Genomic DNA, 16,111 nt, shown 5'->3' with positions numbered 1-16,111 from the left:
TCAGATGTCGAGGAAGCGGACGTCCTTGGCATTGCGCTGGATGAACGCACGGCGGGCCTCGACGTCCTCGCCCATCAGGACCGAGAACAGATCGTCGGCCTGGGCGGCGTCGTCGAGCGTCACCTGGCCCAGGACGCGGTGCTCCTGGTCCATGGTCGTGATGCGCAGCTCCTCGGCGTTCATCTCACCGAGACCCTTGAAGCGCTGGACCGAGTCGTCCTTGATGCGCTTGCCGTTCTGGCGGCCCAGCTCGATCAGCGCGTCGCGCTCGCGGTCCGAGTACGCGTACTCGAAGTCGTCCCGGCCCCACTTGATCTTGTACAGCGGAGGGCGGGAGAGGAACACGTGTCCGGCCTCGACCAGCGGCCGCATGAAGCGGAACAGGAAGGTCAGCAGCAGGGTGTTGATGTGCTGGCCGTCGACGTCGGCGTCCGCCATCAGGATGATCTTGTGATAGCGGAGCTTCTCGATGTCGAAGTCCTCGTGGACTCCGGTACCGAAGGCGGAGATCAGCGCCTGGATCTCCTGGTTCTGCAGGATCTTGTCGATCCGCGCCTTCTCGACGTTGAGGATCTTGCCTCGGATCGGGAGGATCGCCTGGTACTGCGGGTTACGGCCGGACTTGGCCGAGCCGCCGGCGGAGTCACCCTCGACGATGAAGATCTCGCACTTGGTGGGGTCGTTCGACTGGCAGTCGGACAGCTTGCCCGGCAGTGACGCCGTCTCCAGGAGGCCCTTACGACGGGTGAGGTCACGGGCCTTGCGGGCCGCCACGCGCGCGGTGGCCGCCTGGATGGACTTGCGGATGATGTCCGCGGCCTCGTTCGGGTTGCGGTCCAGCCAGTCGTTGAGGTGCTCGTAGACCGCCTTCTGGACGAAGGTCTTCGCCTCCGTGTTGCCCAGCTTGGTCTTGGTCTGGCCCTCGAACTGGGGCTCGCTCAGCTTGACCGAGATGATCGCGGTCAGACCCTCACGGATGTCGTCACCCGTGAGGTTGTCGTCCTTCTCGCGCAGCAGCTTCTTGTCGCGCGCGTACTTGTTGATCAGCGAGGTCAGCGCGGCACGGAAGCCCTCTTCGTGCGTACCGCCCTCGTGCGTGTGGATGATGTTGGCGAAGGAGTACACGCCCTCGCTGTAGCCGCTGTTCCACTGCATCGCGACCTCGAGGGACAGGCTCTTGTCCTTGTCCTCGGCCTCGAGGTCGATGACGGTGGGGTGCACCGCTTCTCCCTTACGGGAGTTGAGGTACTTCACGAAGTCGACGATGCCGCCCTCGTAGTGGTACGTGACGGTCTTGACCTCGTCCTTCTCGTCAGCACCCGCCTCGTCCGCCCCGGCAGTGGCCTTCGCCGACTCGCGCTCATCAGCGAGTTTGATCGTCAAACCCTTGTTGAGGAACGCCATCTCCTGGAAGCGCCGCGAGAGCGTCTCGAAGGAGTACTCGGTCGTCTCGAAGATCTCGCTGTCGGCCCAGAAGGTGACCGAGGTGCCCGTCTCGTCGGTGGCCTCGTGCTTGGCGAGCGGGGCCGTCGGGACGCCCATCTTGTAGTCCTGCGTCCAGCGGTGGCCGTCGGTCTTGACCTCGACGGAGACCTTGCTCGACAGGGCGTTCACGACGGAGACGCCGACGCCGTGCAGACCACCGGAGACCGCGTAGCCGCCGCCGCCGAACTTGCCGCCGGCGTGCAGCACCGTCAGCACGACCTCGAGGGCCGGCTTGTTCTCGGAGGGGACGATGCCCACCGGGATGCCACGGCCGTTGTCGACGACGCGCACGCCGCCGTCGGGGAGGATCGTGATGTCGATCGTGTCCGCGTGGCCGGCCAGCGCCTCGTCGACGGAGTTGTCGACGACCTCGTACACGAGGTGGTGAAGTCCGCGCTCACCAGTCGAGCCGATGTACATGCCGGGTCGCTTGCGGACCGCGTCCAGACCCTCGAGGACGGTGATGGCGCTGGCGTCGTACGAAGCCGTGACCTCGCCGTTGGAGGTAGCGGCCGCGACGTTGTCGCCGGCGTCGGTGGACGGGATGTTCTCGTTGGGGTTGCCGGAATCGGCCACGAAGCGCCCTTTCTGGCACAGCACAAGCCGAACTCCCGGCTGTGGCCGGAGCGGCTGCGGCGTGTTGCGTTGGTAAGCCTTTAGTCAGCGTTGCACACCATCTCCCGGCGGTCCCCACAAGCGGGGCGGGATTAGCCCCCAGTCTACCGGTAGCGCCGACAGTGATGGGGGTTTGCCGGTACCTGAGTCCGCATGTGCCGCCCTGAACCGGTCTCTCCCGACTCCCCATATGTGGACCCGGGCTCAAAGGGGCTTACAGCGGCACTCAGCGCTTCCGGGTGTCAACCCTTGGCTACTGCGGAGTCAGGTCAGTGTTCGCAACCGCGTTCGGTCACGGGCGACCGACGATTCCCGCAGGTCCCGGTCACCCGTAGGTGTCCCCGGGCCCGGTGCTCCCGGGGGCACGCAGAGGGCCGAAGCGGCGCGCGGGACCTCCCGGCCCCTGCACCTTGATCAACCGCACCGTGCCGTGCCCGAGGTCCTGGTTCAACCGCGCGACCAGTTGCGGAGCCAGCAGACGCAGCTGTGTGGCCCAGACGGTCGAGTCGCACTGCACCGTGAGCACCCGCTCGGCGGGGTCGTCGTCATACCGCAGCGGAACGCAGTGTTTGGCCAGGTCGTCGCCGACGATCTGCGGCCAGCGGCCCATCACGCCCCCCACGGCGGCCGGGGTCTCCCAGCCACGCTCGGTGAGCAGCCGGTTGATCGCGGCACCGAGCGCCATCGGGTCGCGCCCATCGGCGCGCGCGCCGGAGCGCAGACCGCCGCGCCGCGCCTGTTTCTTCTGCTGCGCCGCGTCCCCTCGCGCGCGTGCCTGCTCCTTCGCGGCGCGCAACGCCACGCGCGCGAGGTCGACGCCGGAGGGCTCGGGGGTCTTCTTGGACGCCTTCTCCGCGGCCTCGGCGGCAGCCGCTTCGTCCGGTGTGTTTTCCGTCATACGCGAACCACCGCGCCCTCGGACACGACGTACCGCGTCCCCGTCAGTACGTCCGGTACGTCGTCGTCGACCGCGGCGGTCACGAGGACCTGCTCGCCGGGGGCGACGAGTTCCGCGAGGCGCTCCCGCCTGCGGGTGTCGAGCTCGGCGAAGACGTCGTCGAGGACCAGGACCGGCTCGTTTCCCTCTGCCCTGAGGAGGTCGTACGAGGCCAGACGCAGCGCCAGTGCGTACGACCAGGACTCGCCGTGCGACGCGTATCCCTTGGCGGGCAGCTGGCCGAGTCTGAGCAGCAGCTCGTCCCGGTGCGGGCCCACCAGCGTGACGCCTCGCTCGATCTCCTGCTTGCGGGACTCGGCGAGGGCGGCCATCAGCTGCTCGTACAGATCCTCGCGCGCGTGGCCGACGATTTCCGGCGAGGACGGCTTGTATTCCAGTGCGATCGGGCCGCCGCCGGGCGCCAGCTGCTCGTACGCCTTGTCGGCCAGCGGCTGGACCGCGGCGACCAGGTCGAGCCGCTGGGCGAGCAGTTCGGCGCCCACGCGGGCGAGGTGCTGGTCCCACACGTCGAGTGTGGAGAGGTCCATGGTGCGGCCGCCGTGGCGGCGGGCCAGCGCGGCCGTCTTGAGGAGGGTGTTGCGCTGCTTGAGAACCCGGTCGTAGTCGGAACGGACGCCGGCCATGCGCGGGGAGCGGGCGGTGATCAGGTCGTCGAGGAAGCGGCGCCGCTCGCCGGGGTCGCCCTTGACCAGGGTGAGATCCTCGGGCGCGAACAGCACGGTCCGGACGATGCCGAGTACGTCCCGGGGTCTGACCTGCGAGGACCTGTTGACGCGGGCGCGATTGGCCTTGCCTGGGTTCAGCTCCAGCTCGATGAGCTGCTGGCGCTCGTCCTGCCGGACATTGGCCCGGATGATCGCGCGGTCGGCTCCCATGCGGACAAGCGGCGCATCGGAGGAGACGCGGTGGCTGCCGAGGGTCGCGAGATAGCCGACCGCCTCGACCAGGTTCGTCTTGCCCTGCCCATTGGGGCCCACGAACGCGGTGACGCCCGGGTCGAGCGGTACCTCGACCCGGGCGTACGAGCGGAAGTCGGCCAGCGACAGATGCGTGACGTGCATGGTCGTTCGCCGACCTCCCCCAGGATTGTGGATCCACGGCCTCTCAGCCTGTGGATCTGTGGATTACTTCTTCTCGACCGCGTGGCCGCCGAACTGGTTCCGCAGCGCCGCGATCATCTTCATCTGCGGCGAGTCCTCCTGCCGCGAGGCGAACCGCGCGAACAGCGACGCGGTGATCGCGGGCAGCGGCACCGCGTGATCGATGGCGGCTTCCACAGTCCAGCGGCCCTCGCCGGAGTCCTGTGCATAACCGCGCAGCTTGTCCAGGTGCTCGTCCTCGTCCAGGGCGTTCACCGCCAGGTCGAGGAGCCAGGAGCGGATGACCGTGCCCTCCTGCCAGGAGCGGAAGACCTCGCGCACGTCCGTGACGGAGTCGACCCGCTCAAGGAGCTCCCAGCCCTCGGCGTAGGCCTGCATCATGGCGTACTCGATGCCGTTGTGGACCATCTTCGAGAAGTGGCCCGCGCCGACCTTGCCGGCGTGTACGGCGCCGAAGTCGCCCTCCGGCTTGAGGGCGTCGAAGATCGGCTGCACCTTCGCGATGTTCTCGACGTCGCCGCCGTACATCAGCGCGTAGCCGTTCTCCAGGCCCCAGACGCCGCCGGAGACACCGCAGTCGACGAAGCCGATGCCCTTGGCGGCCAGCTCCTCCGCGTGCTTCTCGTCGTCCGTCCAGCGCGAGTTCCCGCCGTCCACCACGACGTCGCCCGGCTCCAGGAGCGCGGACAGCTCGTCGACGGTGGACTGCGTCGCGGCACCGGCCGGGACCATCACCCACACGACGCGCGGGCCCTTGAGCTTGCCCACAAGCTCTTCCAGGCTGTGGACATCGGCGAGGTCCGGGTTGCGGTCGTATCCGATGACGGTGTGGCCTGCGCGGCGAATCCGCTCGCGCATGTTGCCGCCCATCTTGCCGAGGCCGACGAGACCGAGCTCCATCAGTTGTTCCTTAGGTTTGCGACGTGGCGTGAAGGCACTTTCGTACCTGTGTCCGAGCCTAGACCCGGACGCTCACGCACACCTGTGGGCATAGCCGCTCAAACGCACGCCCACCTGTGGATTCGCCTGCCGGGCCGACCGAACCGGCAGGCGACAGTGCTCAGCCGCTCAGACGCACCGGCATGATCAGGTACTTGTAGGCCTCGTCCGCTTCGGCGTCCACGGCAGGCTTGCCACTCAGCAGCGCGGGCTTCGTGGACGTCGTGAAGGAGAGCTGAGCCACGGGCGAGTCGATGGCGCTCAGGCCGTCGAGCAGGAAGGTCGGGTTGAAGGCGATCGAGATGTCGTCGCCCTCCAGCTGGGAGTCGACCCTTTCCACAGCCTGTGCGTCGTCGCTGGAGCCGGCCTCCAGGATGAGCACGCCCTGCTCGAAGCTCAGCCGCACCGGGGTGTTCCGCTCAGCGACCAGGGCCACACGCTTGACGGCCTCCACGAACGGGGCGGTCTCGATCACGGCCACGGAGTTGAACTCCGTCGGGAACAGCGTGCGGTACTTCGGGAGGTCGCCCTCCAGCAGTCGCGTGGTCGTCCGGCGTCCGGCGCCCTCGAAACCGATGAGACCCTCGCCGGCGCCCGATCCGGACAGCGCCAGGATCACGCTGTCGCCGCTTGTGAGGGCCTTGGCGGTGTCCAGGAGCGTCTTGGCGGGCACCAGGGCCACCGCAGACGCGTCCGGGTTCTCCGGCTTCCACAGGAACTCACGGACCGCAAAGCGGTAGCGATCTGTGGAGGCCAGGGTGACCGTGTCGCCCTCGATCTCGATGCGCACACCGGTGAGGACAGGAAGTGTGTCGTCCCGCCCCGCCGCGATGGCCACCTGCGCAGCCGCCGAGGCGAAGACCTCACCGGGGACGGTGCCGGTCGCCGACGGCATCTGCGGCAGCGCCGGGTACTCCTCCACAGGGAGGGTGTGGAGGGTGAAGCGCGAGGAGCCGCACACCACGGTCGCCCGTACACCGTCTGTGGAAATCTCCACCGGCCGGTTGGGCAGGGCGCGGCAGATGTCGGCGAGCAGACGGCCGGAGACGAGGACCGTGCCCTCCTCGTCGACCTCCGCGTCCACGGAAACCCGCGCCGAGACCTCGTAGTCGAAGCTGGAGAGGCTCAGGGCACCCTCCTCGGCCTTCAGAAGGAGGCCAGCGAGCACAGGCGCCGGCGGACGGGCCGGGAGGCTGCGTGCCGCCCAGGCCACTGCCTCCGCGAGTACGTCGCGTTCCACCCGGATCTTCACCGTTGCCGCCTCCGTTTGTTGCCGGCGCTCTCGCCCTGCTGGCCTTCGTCGTCTGACTCGGTGTCGCTCGTCCTTGTGAGGGGAAGGACACCGGGGACCAGTCTGACGCACCGCGCTGACAGTCGGTGCCCCTCGGGGTCAAGTCGTGCCGAGCGGCACCTGAGCCTCCGAGCGCGAGTTGTGCACAGCCCCGTCTTCGAAACGATTCCCAGGCTCTCTCTAGTTGGCAGTAGTAGTAGGGCCTGTGGAAACCGTGGATAACCCCGTTTTCGCAGCTCAGTGGGGATTTTTTGTCCACCGACCCTGTGGGTGGAGGCGGTGGACAACCGGGCGTTTCTGTGGACGGCGAAAAGTTCTGCACACTCGATGCACAGCCTCGGCCCACTTCTCCCCAGCGCCGTCCCCAGCTTTACCCACGTTCCCCACAGCCCAACCAGTCACCTTCGTGTGACGCCTTTCACTCGACACAGTGAGGGAGCGCGTCGGTTTGCCGAACAGTGGACAGGGGTGTGGAGAAGCTGGGGATCACTGGGGACAACCGACCCCAGCCTGTGGGTCGGCGGTGGACAACTTCGTGCACAGCCTGTGGAACTTTTCTTTGTCCACAGTCTGTGGAGAGCGTTCGTCCACGAATCCACAGGGGGGTGACCTGGTCTGATCGTCCTTCAACAGCGCCCCCTGTGGACACGATCGGGACAACTCTGCGGTCCCCAGGGTGTGGACGCCAGAAAGTCACCAAATCTGTGGAGAGTGGCCGTAACCCGGCTCGTATTCGAACAACAGGTGCCGAGTGTGTGGCCGAGGAAGGACGCCGGCTGCCCCCGGGATGCGGTCGAGAGGTGTCTCGTGCCGCGTGGGAGAGGCGTCCCCAGGCTCTTGGAGGCTCGGGTGAGAAGCCCTCTGGAGACGTCGAAAGGCGCCCCGGGAGTGTGTCCCGGGGCGCCTTCAGCGACGTACCGCCGTGTCTGTCAGCCGTTCTTGATGCGGTTCGTGAGTTCGGTGACCTGGTTGTAGATGGAGCGGCGCTCGGCCATCAGCGCGCGGATCTTGCGGTCGGCGTGCATGACCGTCGTATGGTCGCGGCCGCCGAACTGCGCGCCGATCTTCGGCAGCGACAGGTCGGTGAGCTCGCGGCACAGGTACATGGCGATCTGCCGCGCAGTTACCAGGACGCGGCTGCGTGAGGATCCGCACAGGTCGTCCACGGTGAGGCCGAAGTAGTCGGCGGTGGCCGCCATGATGGCCGGCGCGGTGATCTCCGGGGACGAGTCCTCGCCACCGGGAATCAGGTCCTTGAGGACGATCTCCGTCAGACCGAGGTCCACCGGCTGCCGGTTGAGCGACGCGAACGCCGTCACCCGGATCAGCGCGCCCTCCAGCTCGCGGATGTTGCGCGAGATCCGGGACGCGATGAACTCCAGCACCTCCGGCGGAGCGTTCAGCTGCTCCTGCACCGCCTTCTTACGAAGGATGGCGATACGTGTCTCCAGCTCGGGCGGCTGGACGTCCGTGATCAGACCCCACTCGAAACGGTTCCGCAGTCGGTCCTCCAGGGTCACCAGCTGCTTGGGCGGCCGGTCGCTGCTGAGCACGATCTGCTTGTTCGCGTTGTGAAGCGTGTTGAAGGTGTGGAAGAACTCCTCCTGCGTCGACTCCTTGTCCGCGAGGAACTGGATGTCGTCGACGAGCAGGATGTCCATCTCCCGGTACCGCTTGCGGAAGCTGTCGCCCTTGCCGTCGCGGATGGAGTTGATGAACTCGTTGGTGAACTCCTCGGAGCTCACATACCGCACCCGCGTGCCCGGGTAGAGGCTGCGCGCGTAGTGCCCGATCGCGTGCAGCAGGTGCGTCTTGCCGAGACCCGACTCCCCATAGATGAAGAGGGGGTTGTACGCCTTCGCCGGTGCCTCCGCGACGGCGACCGCGGCGGCGTGCGCGAAGCGGTTCGAGGCGCCGATGACGAAGGTGTCGAAGAGGTACTTCGGGTTGAGGCGCGCGGTGGGCTCGCCCGGCCCGGACGCCGGCGCGGGCTTCGCGGCCAGCGGGCCCGGTGCGCCGCTGGACGTCGGCAGCGCGGGGCCGCCGCGGTGCATGGGACCGCCGCCGGAGGACGGCTCCTGACGGTCGCGGCGGTCGGGGCGCTGGTCGTAGTCGGAGCGTGGCTGGTCGTAGTCCGGGCGTTGCTGCTCGTAGGGCGGACGCTCCATCGACTGCGGCCGGTAGTCCTGCGACGGCGAGGCGTACGGGTCGCGCTCCGGGAAGCCGAGGCGTTGCTGCTGCCAGCCGTAATCGTCCTGGGCATGCCGCGGCCAGGCGCCGGGCTCGGGCCGCTGGTAGTCCGGGTAGGCGGGGCGGGCGGTCGGGAGATGGTCGCCGGGCGGCTGGTCGGAGCGACCGTTGCGGTGGTCGTCGGCGCGGTGGCGGCCGTACCCCTCATATCCGTCGCGGCGCTGATTGTCATAGGCGCCTCGCTCTTCGCGCCCTTGAGTGTCGTAACTGTTGCGCTCGTCGCGGCCCTGACCGCCGTACGCGTTTCGCTCGTCGCCCTGGCCGCCGTAGGTGTTCCGCTCGTCGCGGCCCTGGCTCTCGTACGTGTTCCGTTCTTCGCCGCCCTGGCCGTCGTACGTGTCACGGCCCTGGCCCGGGCCGGAGGGAAGCTCGGGCTCCTCGTACCGGGGCTGGACCGGTGGTGCCGGGGGCTCACCCGCCGAGTCGTCGACGGTGATCGCGATACGGATCGGGCGGCCGCACTCGCGGCTCAGCGTCTCGCTGACGATCGGCGCGAGGCGTCCTTCGAGTACGCCCTTCGCGAACTCGTTCGGGACCGCGAGCAGCGCGGTGTCCGCGACCAGCGCCAAGGGCTGGCAGCGCTTGATCCAGTGCTCGTCCTTCGCCTCGACACCTTGGCCGCGGCCTTCCCCGAGAAGTTCTTCGAGCACTCGTGGCCACACTGCGGCAAGATCGGCAGGTACGTCAGCCACAGGGCACGCTCTCTCATGGGTCCCACGAACGTGTGGTTCTGGGAACAGGTTGGGAAGTCAGTCGGGTGGGGCAGTGGGAACAAATCCGCTGGGGCGGTGGGAAGGGAACGAATCGGAGTTCAGCCACGGTAGTCAGGGCTACCGCTGCGGTTCAAGTTGTTGTCCCCAGCCTGTGGATAGTGTCTCGCACTGGATGCCGGTTTGACCGGATGGCGTAGCCGCGCGTACCGTGACCAGGTCGAGTTGTCGATGGCTGCTGCCGCCTGCCTCCGATGGGCATAGATCGCGTGAGTGATCGGGAAGCGGTGCACTCGGGCGTAATACGAGCTACTCGTGGGCGCACGGTGACAGCCAGGGCGGCACCCCGCCACCACCGATTCTTTCTGGAGCCCCCGAGTGAGCAAGCGCACCTTCCAGCCGAACAACCGTCGTCGCGCCAAGACCCACGGCTTCCGCCTGCGGATGCGCACCCGTGCCGGCCGCGCGATTCTCGCGAACCGCCGTGGCAAGGGTCGCGCCAGCCTGTCCGCCTGATTACCTACAGGTCATGATGTCGTGCTGCCTACCGAGCATCGGCTGAGGCGGCGCGAGGACTTCGCGACCGCGGTACGCCGAGGACGCCGGGCCGGACGCCCGCTTCTCGTCGTCCATCTACGTAGCGGTGCAACGGACCCGCACGCGCCTGGGGAGAGCGCTCCCCCGACGCGTGCGGGTTTCGTCGTGAGCAAAGCCGTGGGTGGAGCGGTCATACGCAACAAGGTGAAGCGCAGACTTCGCCATCTGATGCGTGACCGAGTGGCACTGCTGCCCCCCGGTAGCCTGGTAGTCGTACGAGCGCTGCCCGGTGCGGGCGACGCCGACCATGCACAGCTGGCCCGAGACCTGGATGCCGCCCTTGAGCGGCTGCTGGGAGGGGGCGCGCGATGAAGTACCCGCTGCTGGCTCTTATCAAGCTGTACCAGTGGACGATCAGCCCGCTGCTCGGGCCGGTGTGCAAGTACTACCCGTCGTGTTCCCACTACGGCTACCAAGCCATCGACAGGCACGGTGCGATCAAGGGAACGGCACTCACCGCCTGGCGCATCCTGCGATGCAATCCGTGGTCGCTGGGCGGTGTGGACCATGTTCCACCGCGCAAGCGTCCGCGGTGGCACGAAATGCTGCGTAACGCCTGGCGCGCACGCAAGGGCGGGAACTCCGCCGCCGAACCGGCCATCGAGGGGCAAGGTATGTCCGACCTTCCCTCGAGCCCGGCCGCCGAGACCCCGTCCCATGCTCAAGGAGCCTGATTAGTGGACACGATTGCCAGTCTTTTCAGCTTCATCACGACACCCGTTTCCTGGGTCATCGTCCAGTTCCACTCTGTGTACGGCAAGATCTTCGGTGCCGACACAGGCTGGGCCTGGGGCCTGTCCATCGTGTCCCTGGTGATCCTGATCCGTATCTGCCTGATCCCGCTCTTCGTGAAGCAGATCAAGGCCACTCGGGCCATGCAGACCCTGCAGCCCGAGATGAAGAAGATCCAGGAGCGCTACAAGAACGACAAGCAGCGCCAGTCCGAAGAGATGATGAAGCTGTACAAGGAGACGGGTACCAACCCGCTTTCCTCGTGCCTTCCCATCCTGGCGCAGTCGCCGTTCTTCTTTGCCCTCTATCACGTGCTGAACAGCATCGCGACCGGCAAGACGATCGGCGTCATCGACGAGCAGCTGCTCGCCAGCGCCCGTCAGGCGCACATCGTCGGCGCTCCGCTCGCGGCGAAGTTCACCGACGGAGCCGACAAGGTCGCCCAGCTCGGCGCCACGCTGACCGACGTCCGCGTTGTCACCGCGATCATGATCGTCCTGATGTCGGCGTCGCAGTTCTACACCCAGCGTCAGCTGATGACGAAGAACGTCGACACCACGGTGAAGACGCCCTTCATGCAGCAGCAGAAGATGCTGATGTATGTCTTCCCGGTCATGTTCGCCGTCTTCGGCATCAACTTCCCGGTCGGTGTCCTCGTCTACTGGCTGACCACCAACGTGTGGACCATGGGCCAGCAGATGTACGTCATCCGCAACAACCCGACTCCGGGCAGCAAGGCCCAGGCCGCATACCTGGAGCGCCTGCAGAAGCACGTCACGCACCACGGCAAGACCCGCAAGCGCAGCGAGAAGGTCATCGTCAAGGCGATCGTCGCCAAGGGCCGCGACCGTAACGAGTTCGAGCGCAAGTTCATCAACGGTCTGACCAAGGCGGGCCTCGTGGCCAACGCCGACGGTGTCGTGGCGAAGGGCGAGAGCACGACGGTCATCGAGACCGAGGACGGCACCACGATCACCACTGGCGGCGGCGCTCCCAAGCGCCAGCAGCCGAAGCGCCAGTCCAAGTCGCAGCGTCAGTCCGGCGTGGCGAAGGCGGCGGGTGAGGGTGAGCCGAAGACCTCGCTGAGCAAGTCCGATGAGCCGCAGGACGCCAAGCCCGCCCCCAAGCCCGCGGGCGGCGGCAACAAGCCCGGCTCCGGTACCCGCAGCAAAGCCCAGTCCGGACAGCGCAAGGGCCCGCAGCGGCCCAAGTCCCCGTCCAAGAAGTAAGAAGGAGTCCATCCCGTGACGGAAGGCACCACCTCCGCCGCCACCGAGGGCGACACCCTGACCCGCCTTGAGCAGGAAGGCGAGATCGCGGCGGACTACCTCGAGGGTCTGCTGGACATCGCCGATCTCGACGGCGACATCGACATGGACGTCGAGGCCGACCGCGCCGCTGTCTCGATCATCAGCGACGCCGGCGGCCGCGATCTGCAGAAGCTGGTCGGCCGTGACGGCGAGGTGCTCGAGGCACTCCAGGAGCTGACGCGCCTGGCCGTCCACCGGGAGACCGGCGACCGCAGTCGGCTGATGCTGGACATCGCGGGCTACCGCGCCAAGAAGCGCGAGGAGCTCTCCGAGCTGGGCGCCAAGGCCGCGGCCGAGGTCAAGAGCTCTGGCGAACCGGTGAAGATGAAGCCGATGACGCCCTTCGAGCGCAAGGTGGTCCACGACGCGGTCAAGGCCGCGGGCCTGCGCAGCGAGTCCGAGGGCGAGGAGCCGCAGCGCTTCGTCGTCGTGCTTCCCGCCTGATCGGTACGCAGTTCCTCCGGCCCCGTCTGTTGAGCAGGCGGGGCCGAAGTTTGTCAGCCTGGTAGTCCCTGGTAGTCCCTGGTAGTCCCTGATAGTCCTGGTGGTCAGCGCTCAGTGCGCTTATGCGGTACGGAAGGACGGTCCCCCGTGACGGAGGCAGCGGAGCTTCCCCCCGCGCCCGAGCAGGCGCGTGAGGTTTTCGGCGATCGCTTCGCGGACGCGGTCCGGTACGCGGAACTGCTGGCCGAGGCGGGAGTGCAGCGCGGGCTGATCGGCCCGCGTGAGGTGCCCCGACTGTGGGAGCGACACCTGCTGAACTGCGCTGTGCTCTCCGAGGTCGTGCCCGAGGGTGTGACCGTGTGCGACGTGGGCTCCGGCGCCGGCCTGCCCGGTATCCCGCTGGCCCTGGTCCGGGAAGACCTGAAGATCACGTTGCTCGAACCGTTGCTCCGGCGGACCAATTTCCTCACTGAAGTCGTCGAGCTCCTTGGCCTCGACCATGTGACCGTCGTGCGAGGCCGTGCCGAGGAGGTCATGGGGAAGGTGCCTTCGGTCCATGTGGTGACGGCTCGGGCGGTCGCTCCGCTGGACCGACTGGCGGCATGGGGCATCCCGCTCCTGCGTCCGTACGGCGAGATGCTTGCGCTCAAGGGCGATACGGCGGAGGAGGAGCTGAAGAGCGCTGCGACGGCGCTCAGCAAGCTCGGCGCCGTGGCGACGTCCATCCTGCATGTCGGCGAGGGTGTCGTGGATCCGCTGTCGACCGTCGTGCGGGTCGAGGTCGGGGAGAGTCCTGGCGGGGTGCGCTTCGCGGCGAAGCGGGCGAAGGCCGCCCGGACGGGGCGCACGCGGCGGCGTCGCTGACCTTGAAGGCTTGATGTTGGTCTTGGACTCCTGGCTCCGCGGGGTGGAGTCAGGAGTTTTTGTGTGGAGCCAGTACGTGTGGAGCCAGGAGTTGTTCGTCACTCCCTCTGATCCGTCCTGACGACGAGCTGATCCGTCCTGACGACGAGCCGTACTCCACACAAGCTGCCAAACCTACGCATCTCGGAGTGTCGCGCCGAGATCGCCCCGGTCGCTATGCATCGTGTTTCACGTGAAACGTCGCTCACTGCTGCACGGCATCATCAGTCGGGGCCGCGCCGCGGCCGAACCCCGCGACCGGAGGCCTCTCGGTTCACTCGGGGAGGGCGCGGAGTTGTCCACAGAGGTGGTTTTCTCCACAGAAGAACGGGCCTCGCTGGTTCACGACCCCGAAGACATGGGAGGCTCTGTTCATTGCGAGCCTGAAGTCGAGGAGAGTGAATCCTTGCGGTCCGACGCCAACATCGCGGGACCGATGACCGATCCGGTCCCCGGTCCCCGTACCGAGTCGATGGGGGAGGATGTTTCACGTGAAACACCGCCCCCAATGGACGACACTCCCATCGGTCGTGCTGCCCAATTGGCGGTGGAGGCGCTAGGTCGCGCCGGTGAGGGCCTGCCACGGCCCGAGCAAACCCGCGTCATGGTGGTCGCGAACCAGAAGGGCGGGGTGGGAAAAACCACGACCACGGTCAACCTTGCTGCCTCGCTCGCCCTACACGGCGGCCGTGTCCTGGTGATCGACCTCGACCCTCAGGGCAATGCTTCCACCGCTCTGGGCATCGACCATCACGCCGAAGTCCCGTCCATCTACGACGTGCTGATCGACAGTAAGCCGCTCTCCGAGGTCGTTCAGCCGGTCCCCGATGTCGAGGGCCTCTTCTGTGCACCTGCCACGATCGACCTCGCCGGTGCGGAGATCGAGCTGGTGTCCCTGGTGGCACGGGAAAGCCGACTGGAGCGAGCGATCCAGGCGTATGAGCAGCCACTCGACTACATCCTCATCGACTGCCCGCCGTCGCTCGGCCTCCTGACGGTCAACGCGCTGGTCGCCGGCGCGGAGGTTCTCATCCCCATCCAGTGCGAGTACTACGCACTGGAAGGCTTGGGCCAGCTCCTGCGCAACGTCGACCTGGTACGGGCGCACCTCAACCCCAACCTCCACGTCTCGACGATCCTGCTCACCATGTACGACGGCCGGACGCGCCTCGCGTCTCAGGTCGCGGATGAGGTGCGCAGCCACTTCGGTGGCGAGGTGCTGCGGACGAGCATTCCGCGCTCGGTCCGTATCTCCGAGGCCCCGAGCTACGGGCAGACGGTGCTGACCTACGATCCAGGATCGAGCGGTGCCCTGTCGTATCTTGAGGCCGCACGAGAAATCGCGCTTCGAGGAGTCGGTGTGGCATACGACGCGCAACACGTCCATGTGGGCGCACAGAATGATCAGAGCATGGTGGAGGGGATCCAGTGAGCGAGCGACGACGGGGGTTGGGGCGGGGCCTCGGCGCACTCATCCCTGCGGCTCCGACAGGGGAGAAGTCGGGTTCCTTGGCGGCGGGTGGAGTGTCCGCCTCACCGACGGCCGGACCCGTGCTCACCGCGGAGCGCGGGGTGGCGGCAGCGAAGGTGGCCACGCTGCCGCCTGTTTCACATGAAACCGAGGCGCCGTCGGCGAACGGAGGTCCGGAGGTGCCCCCGGCGCCTGTCGGCGCTCACTTCGCCGAGCTGCCCCTCGATTTCATCACGCCCAACCCGCGCCAGCCTCGTGAGGTGTTCGACGAGGACGCTCTTGCTGAGCTCGTCACCTCCATCAAGGAGGTCGGGCTTCTCCAGCCCGTCGTCGTACGTCAGGTAGGTCCGGCGCGCTACGAGCTCATCATGGGCGAGCGGCGCTTCCGGGCCTGCCGTGAGGCCGGCCTGGAGGCCATTCCGGCGATCGTGCGGGCCACGGAGGACGAGAAGCTCCTCCTGGACGCGCTGCTGGAGAACCTGCACCGCGCTCAGCTGAATCCCTTGGAAGAGGCGGCTGCCTACGACCAGCTGCTTCAGGACTTCAACTGCACGCACGACCAGTTGGCGGATCGCATTGGCCGCTCGCGCCCGCAGGTCTCGAACACCCTGCGTCTGCTGAAGCTCTCTCCCGCGGTTCAGCGTCGTGTTGCCGCCGGAGTCCTCTCCGCGGGGCATGCACGGGCTCTGCTTTCTGTTGCGGACTCCGAGGAGCAGGACCGGCTGGCCCACCGCATTGTGGCCGAGGGTCTGTCGGTGCGGGCGGTCGAAGAGATCGTCACCCTGATGGGATCGCGTCCCCAGACTGCTCCGCGCTCCAAGGGGCCGCGGGCCGGCACCCGGCTCTCTCCGGCATTGGGTGATCTGGCCACCCGTCTTTCGGATCGGTTCGAGACGCGGGTGAAGGTCGACCTGGGGCAGAAGAAGGGGAAGATCACGGTCGAGTTCGCCTCGATGGACGACCTCGAGCGGATCCTCGGCACCCTCGCCCCGGGTGAGGGCCCGGTCCTTCAGAAGAGTCTTCTGGACGACGATTCCGAGGACGCGGAGGCCTGAGTCGTTTGGTGGTTGCCCGGTCTTCGAAGGCCAACCACGAGAGCGGGCCGTGTCCGGCGTGTACCGGAACACGGCCCGCTCTTTGTTGTCCGGCGGTATCGATGCCATCACATCGTCGATACGATGCGAACGGGTATGGCGCATCCACCTGGGGCACCTTTATTGGGGAGGCGGGGGCCATGCAAATCGCGAGCCGTACCGGATTGGTGACTGCGGGCCTGGGGTTGGGGGCCGTCGGAGGGTTCGTCGGC

General features: G+C 67.2%; 14 protein-coding genes. 8 read left to right on the top strand and 6 right to left on the bottom strand.

Going from position 1 to position 16,111, the window contains the following annotated elements:
* The 6 genes from gyrB to dnaA all read right to left on the bottom strand — a co-directional run bounded on the left by gyrB (nt 1) and on the right by dnaA (nt 9,330).
* On the bottom strand, nt 1–2,085 hold the full coding sequence (gene gyrB / locus ACX28W_RS06205; protein WP_458997722.1) for a DNA topoisomerase (ATP-hydrolyzing) subunit B: 2,085 nt from the start codon (nt 2,083–2,085) through the stop codon (nt 1–3).
* Nucleotides 2,086–2,425: 340 nt separating this feature from the next.
* The gene (locus ACX28W_RS06200; protein WP_458997721.1) at nt 2,426–2,998 is read right to left on the bottom strand and encodes a DUF721 domain-containing protein; all 573 of its coding nucleotides are present in this window, start codon (nt 2,996–2,998) and stop codon (nt 2,426–2,428) included.
* Nucleotides 2,995–4,119, bottom strand: a complete 1,125-nt coding sequence (recF, locus tag ACX28W_RS06195) for a DNA replication/repair protein RecF (RefSeq protein ID WP_458997720.1) — start codon at nt 4,117–4,119, stop codon at nt 2,995–2,997. The genes ACX28W_RS06200 and recF overlap by 4 nt, the downstream gene beginning before the upstream one ends.
* Nucleotides 4,120–4,182: 63 nt before the next feature.
* Nucleotides 4,183–5,058 (bottom strand): phosphogluconate dehydrogenase (NAD(+)-dependent, decarboxylating), encoded by an 876-nt coding sequence (gene gnd, locus ACX28W_RS06190; protein ID WP_458997719.1) that lies wholly within the window; start codon nt 5,056–5,058, stop codon nt 4,183–4,185.
* Between the two features lie 160 nt (nt 5,059–5,218).
* The gene (gene dnaN / locus ACX28W_RS06185) at nt 5,219–6,349 is read right to left on the bottom strand and encodes a DNA polymerase III subunit beta (protein ID WP_362071276.1); all 1,131 of its coding nucleotides are present in this window, start codon (nt 6,347–6,349) and stop codon (nt 5,219–5,221) included.
* A 968-nt stretch (nt 6,350–7,317) separates the two neighbouring features.
* The gene (gene dnaA / locus ACX28W_RS06180) at nt 7,318–9,330 is read right to left on the bottom strand and encodes a chromosomal replication initiator protein DnaA (protein ID WP_458997718.1); all 2,013 of its coding nucleotides are present in this window, start codon (nt 9,328–9,330) and stop codon (nt 7,318–7,320) included.
* Between the two features lie 396 nt (nt 9,331–9,726).
* Here dnaA and rpmH point away from each other — a divergent pair, with 396 nt between their 5' ends.
* The 8 genes from rpmH (at nt 9,727) to ACX28W_RS06140 (ending at nt 15,860) form a co-directional block, all read left to right on the top strand.
* Nucleotides 9,727–9,864, top strand: a complete 138-nt coding sequence (rpmH, locus tag ACX28W_RS06175; protein ID WP_006381191.1) for a 50S ribosomal protein L34 — start codon at nt 9,727–9,729, stop codon at nt 9,862–9,864.
* Between the two features lie 21 nt (nt 9,865–9,885).
* Nucleotides 9,886–10,257: a ribonuclease P protein component gene (rnpA, locus tag ACX28W_RS06170; RefSeq protein ID WP_458997717.1), complete on the top strand. Its 372-nt coding sequence runs from the start codon at nt 9,886–9,888 to the stop codon at nt 10,255–10,257.
* Entirely contained in the window at nt 10,254–10,619 is a 366-nt protein-coding gene (gene yidD / locus ACX28W_RS06165) for a membrane protein insertion efficiency factor YidD (RefSeq protein WP_458997716.1), read from the top strand. The genes rnpA and yidD overlap by 4 nt, the downstream gene beginning before the upstream one ends.
* A gap of 3 nt (nt 10,620–10,622) precedes the next feature.
* Nucleotides 10,623–11,906 carry a membrane protein insertase YidC gene (gene yidC / locus ACX28W_RS06160; protein WP_458997715.1) on the top strand — a complete coding sequence of 428 codons (1,284 nt, stop codon included), beginning with the start codon at nt 10,623–10,625 and terminating at the stop codon, nt 11,904–11,906.
* Nucleotides 11,907–11,921: 15 nt separating this feature from the next.
* Nucleotides 11,922–12,431, top strand: a complete 510-nt coding sequence (locus ACX28W_RS06155; RefSeq protein WP_362071283.1) for a Jag family protein — start codon at nt 11,922–11,924, stop codon at nt 12,429–12,431.
* Between the two features lie 147 nt (nt 12,432–12,578).
* Nucleotides 12,579–13,295 (top strand): 16S rRNA (guanine(527)-N(7))-methyltransferase RsmG, encoded by a 717-nt coding sequence (rsmG, locus tag ACX28W_RS06150; RefSeq protein ID WP_362071285.1) that lies wholly within the window; start codon nt 12,579–12,581, stop codon nt 13,293–13,295.
* A gap of 397 nt (nt 13,296–13,692) precedes the next feature.
* Nucleotides 13,693–14,766, top strand: coding sequence for a ParA family protein (locus ACX28W_RS06145; protein ID WP_458997767.1), 1,074 nt, complete (start codon nt 13,693–13,695; stop codon nt 14,764–14,766).
* Complete coding sequence (locus ACX28W_RS06140; protein ID WP_458997714.1) at nt 14,763–15,860, top strand: ParB/RepB/Spo0J family partition protein; 1,098 nt, start codon at nt 14,763–14,765, stop codon at nt 15,858–15,860. The genes ACX28W_RS06145 and ACX28W_RS06140 overlap by 4 nt, the downstream gene beginning before the upstream one ends.
* Nucleotides 15,861–16,111 lie beyond the last annotated feature (251 nt).

This window comes from Streptomyces sp. SD15 (assembly GCF_054462255.1).
This window is presented reverse-complemented; position numbering and strand designations above follow the sequence as displayed.

Excerpts from the sequence above, each read along its gene's own strand:
- ACX28W_RS06145 (WP_458997767.1), top strand. The coding sequence starts at position 13,693 with ATGGGAGGCTCTGTTCATTGCGAGCCTGAAGTCGAGGAGAGTGAATCC.
- ACX28W_RS06200 (WP_458997721.1), bottom strand. The coding sequence starts at position 2,998 with ATGACGGAAAACACACCGGACGAAGCGGCTGCCGCCGAGGCCGCGGAG.
- gnd (WP_458997719.1), bottom strand. The coding sequence starts at position 5,058 with ATGGAGCTCGGTCTCGTCGGCCTCGGCAAGATGGGCGGCAACATGCGC.
- yidD (WP_458997716.1), top strand. The coding sequence starts at position 10,254 with ATGAAGTACCCGCTGCTGGCTCTTATCAAGCTGTACCAGTGGACGATC.
- recF (WP_458997720.1), bottom strand. The coding sequence starts at position 4,119 with ATGCACGTCACGCATCTGTCGCTGGCCGACTTCCGCTCGTACGCCCGG.